Here is a 3582-nt window from a genome sequence, read left to right as displayed (position 1 = left end):
CAGCAGCACGTAGTCGGGCTTCTGCTGGCGCACCTGCAGCCAGGCCGATTTCTGCTCGACGCCGGGCGCCGTCACCGGGATCTTCAGCAGCTCGAAGCCGTGCGTCTTCGCGCGCTCCTCCAGCAGCGGCATCGGCTCCTTGCCGAACGGGGAGTCGTGGTACACGAGCGCGATCTTCTTGCCCTTCAGCTTGTCGAGCCCGCCTTCCTTCTTGCCGATGTGCTGGATCAGGATGTCGGCGGCCGTCCAGTACGAGCCCATCAGCGGGAAGTTCCACTTGAACACGCCGCCGTCCTGCGAGGCCGCCAGCCCGTAGCCGAGCGTGATCAGCGGGATCTTGTCGGCCGGCACCTTGTCGGTCAGCGCGAAGGTGATGCCGGTGGCCTGCGGGTCGAAGAGCGTGACGCCGGCGCGGCCCTTCAGGCGCTCGTAGCATTCCACGCCGCGGTCGGTCGCGTAGCCGGTCTCGCATTCCTCGTAGCTCAGCTTGACGCCGTTGATGCCGCCATCGCGGGCGTTGATCATCTTCAGGTAGTCCTGCTTGCCGTTGGCCCACGGCGTGCCGTTGGGCGCGTAGGCGCCGGTGCGGTAGACGAGCAGCGGGAAGAACTGCTCCTTGGCCTGGGCCAGCGCGGCCGGCGCGGCGAGCAGGCCGGCCCAACCCACCGCGGCGATCGCGGCAACCCGTGCGAACGACTTGAACTGCATGTCTGTCTCCGTTGGTGGTGGTGGTGATCAGTGGGGGAAGGGCCACAGCCGCAGCTTCTCGCGCGCGGTGGACCACAGCCGCGCGAGGCCGTGCGGCTCGACGATCAGGAAGAACACGATCAGCGCGCCGAAGATCATCGATTCGAGGTGCGACGCGAGCGCGGTCGACAGCGGGATGTCGAACCAGCGCGGCACCTGGTTCAGCAGCAGCGGCAGCAGGATGATGAAGGCCGCGCCGATGAAGCTGCCGCTGATCGAGCCGAGCCCGCCGATGATCACCATGAACAGCAGCTGGAACGAGCGGTCGATGTTGAACGCGGCCGGCTCCCAGGCGCCGAGGTGGACGAAGCCCCACAGCGCGCCGGCCACGCCGACGATGAACGAGCTGACCGCGAACGCGGTGAGCTTGGCGTACATCGGGCGGATGCCGATCACCGCGGCGGCGACGTCCATGTCGCGCATCGCCATCCATTCGCGGCCGATGCTCGCGCGCACCAGGTTCTTCGCGAGCAGCGCGAACACGCAGACGAAGACCAGGCACAGCAGGTACTTGGACACCGGCGATTCGATCGGCAGCCCGAGCACGTTCAGGCCCGAGACGCTGACCGAGCCGGACGACGAGTTGTTGGTGAACCACGAGATGCGCAGGAAGGCCCAATCGGTGAAGAACTGCGCGGCCAGCGTCGCGACCGCGAGGTACAGCCCCTTGATGCGCAGCGACGGGATGCCGAACAGCACGCCGACGCCGGTGGCGCACACGCCGCCCAGCAGCAGCGACGCGACGAGCGGCATGCCCGGGATGCGCACCTGGAAGTTGTAGGCCGCGTACGCGCCCACTGCCATGAAGGCGCCGGTGCCCAGCGAGATCTGGCCGCAGTAGCCGACGAGGATGTTCAGGCCGAGCGCGGCGAGCGACAGGATCAGGAACGGGATCAGGATCGCGCGGAACAGGTACTCGGGCGCGGCGAGCGGCAGCACGACGAAGGCGACGGCCAGCAGCGCGAGGATCGCGGCGCGGTCCTGCAACACCGGGAAGATCTGCTGGTCGGCGCGGTAGCTGGTCTTGAACTGGCCGTTCTCTCTGTACAGCATGGCTCAGACCCGATCGATGATCTTCTCGCCGAACAGGCCCTGCGGCCTGACGAGGAGGAACAACAGCGCCAGCACGTAGGCGAACCAGATCTCGATGCCCCCGCCGAACATCGGTCCGAGGTAGATCTCCGACAGCTTCTCGCCGACGCCGATGATCAGCCCACCGAGGATCGCGCCCGGGATCGACGTGAGCCCGCCGAGGATCACCACCGGCAGCGCCTTCAGCGCCACCAGCGACAGCGAGAACTGCACGCCCAGCTTGCTGCCCCAGATGATGCCGGCCACCAGCGCGACGATGCCGGCCACCGACCACACGATGACCCAGATGCGGTCGAGCGGGATGCCGATCGACTGCGCCGCCTGGTGGTCGTCGGCCACCGCACGCAGCGCGCGGCCGGTGGCTGTCTTCTGGAAGAAGAGCGCGAGCAGCGCGACCAGCGTGGCCGCGACCAGTGCCGCCACCAGGTCCTCCTGGCTGATCAGCACGCCGCCGTCGAACGTGCCCTGCAGCACCAGCAGCGGCTCCTTCGGCATGCCGACGTCGATCTTGTAGATGTCGTTGCCGAACAGCGTCTGGCCGAGCCCGTCGAGGAAGTACGCGATGCCGAGCGTCGCCATCAGCAGCGTGATGCCGTCCTGGTTGACCAGCCGCGACAGGCACAGCCGCTCGATCAGCCAGGCCACCACCACCATCAACGCCGCCGCGGTGATGAAGCCCAGCACGTTGGCGAGCAGCTTGCTGTCGAAGTGGAACCACTGCGGGAACCACTCGGAGAAGCGCGCCATCGCGAGCGCCGCGAACAACACCATCGCGCCCTGCGCGAAATTGAACACGCCCGAGGCCTTGTAGATCAGCACGAAGCCGAGCGCGATCAGCGCATACAGCATGCCCGCCATCAGGCCGCCGAACAGGGTTTCGAGGAAGAAGCCCATCAGTGTTGAACCCCGAGGTAGGCCTTGATGACATCCGGATTGGATCGAACCTCGCCCGGCGTGCCGTCGCCGATCTTCCTGCCGTAGTCGAGCACCACCACGCGGTCGCTGATGTCCATCACTACCCCCATGTCGTGCTCGATCAGCACGATGGTCGTGCCGAACTCGTCGTTCACGTCGAGGATGAAGCGGCTCATGTCCTGCTTCTCCTCGACGTTCATGCCGGCCATCGGCTCGTCCAGCAGCAGCACCTGCGGCTCCATCGCGAGCGCGCGGYCGAGGTCGACGCGCTTCTGCAGCCCGTAGGGCATCTTGCCGACCGGCGTCTTGCGGTACGGCTGGATCTCCAGGAAATCGATGATGCGTTCGACGACGCGCCGGTGCTCGATCTCCTCGCGCTCGGCCGGCCCGAGGCGCAGCGCCTGCAGCAGCAGGTTGCTCTTCATGCGCAGGTTGCGGCCGGTCATGATGTTGTCGAGCACGCTCATGCCCTTGAACAGCGCCAGGTTCTGGAAGGTGCGCGCGACGCCCATCTCGGCCACCTGGCGCGAGTTCATGTGGCGGAAGGTGCGCCCGCGCAGCGCGATCGAGCCCTGCTGCGGCTGGTAGACGCCGTTGATGCAGTTCAGCATCGAGCTCTTGCCGGCGCCGTTCGGGCCGATGATGGCGCGGATCTCGTGCTCGCGCAGGTCGAAGCTGATGTCGGTCAGCGCCTTCACGCCGCCGAACGACAGGCTGATGTTCTTCACGTCGAGGATCACGTCTCCCACGGCTCGTGTCATGCGGCGCTCCTGACCGACGCGAAGGTCTTCGCGTCGGCGATGCGCAGGTCGGCCGCGACCATGCCGC

4 protein-coding genes are annotated in these 3582 nt (G+C 67.0%); all 4 read right to left on the bottom strand.

Annotation, left to right across the window (positions count from 1 at the left end; translation table 11 throughout):
* Window positions 1-708 (bottom strand): ABC transporter substrate-binding protein (locus tag AC1D12_RS28050; protein ID WP_477844363.1); only part of this gene is annotated, 708 nt, incomplete at its 3' end.
* Between the two features lie 27 nt (window positions 709-735).
* Complete coding sequence (locus tag AC1D12_RS28045) at window positions 736-1800, bottom strand: branched-chain amino acid ABC transporter permease (RefSeq protein ID WP_477825895.1); 1065 nt, start codon at window positions 1798-1800, stop codon at window positions 736-738.
* Window positions 1801-1803: 3 nt separating this feature from the next.
* Window positions 1804-2733 carry a branched-chain amino acid ABC transporter permease gene (locus AC1D12_RS28040; RefSeq protein ID WP_047506418.1) on the bottom strand — a complete coding sequence of 310 codons (930 nt, stop codon included), beginning with the start codon at window positions 2731-2733 and terminating at the stop codon, window positions 1804-1806.
* Window positions 2733-3515: an ABC transporter ATP-binding protein gene (locus tag AC1D12_RS28035; RefSeq protein ID WP_477844361.1), complete on the bottom strand. Its 783-nt coding sequence runs from the start codon at window positions 3513-3515 to the stop codon at window positions 2733-2735. Before AC1D12_RS28035 ends, AC1D12_RS28040 begins: the two co-directional genes overlap by 1 nt.
* Between the last annotated feature and the right edge of the window lie 67 nt (window positions 3516-3582).

Source organism: Rhizobacter sp. P1_G5 (genome assembly GCF_056405435.1).
This window is presented reverse-complemented; position numbering and strand designations above follow the sequence as displayed.

Excerpts from the sequence above, each read along its gene's own strand:
- AC1D12_RS28045 (WP_477825895.1), bottom strand. The coding sequence starts at position 1,800 with ATGCTGTACAGAGAGAACGGCCAGTTCAAGACCAGCTACCGCGCCGAC.
- AC1D12_RS28040 (WP_047506418.1), bottom strand. The coding sequence starts at position 2,733 with ATGGGCTTCTTCCTCGAAACCCTGTTCGGCGGCCTGATGGCGGGCATG.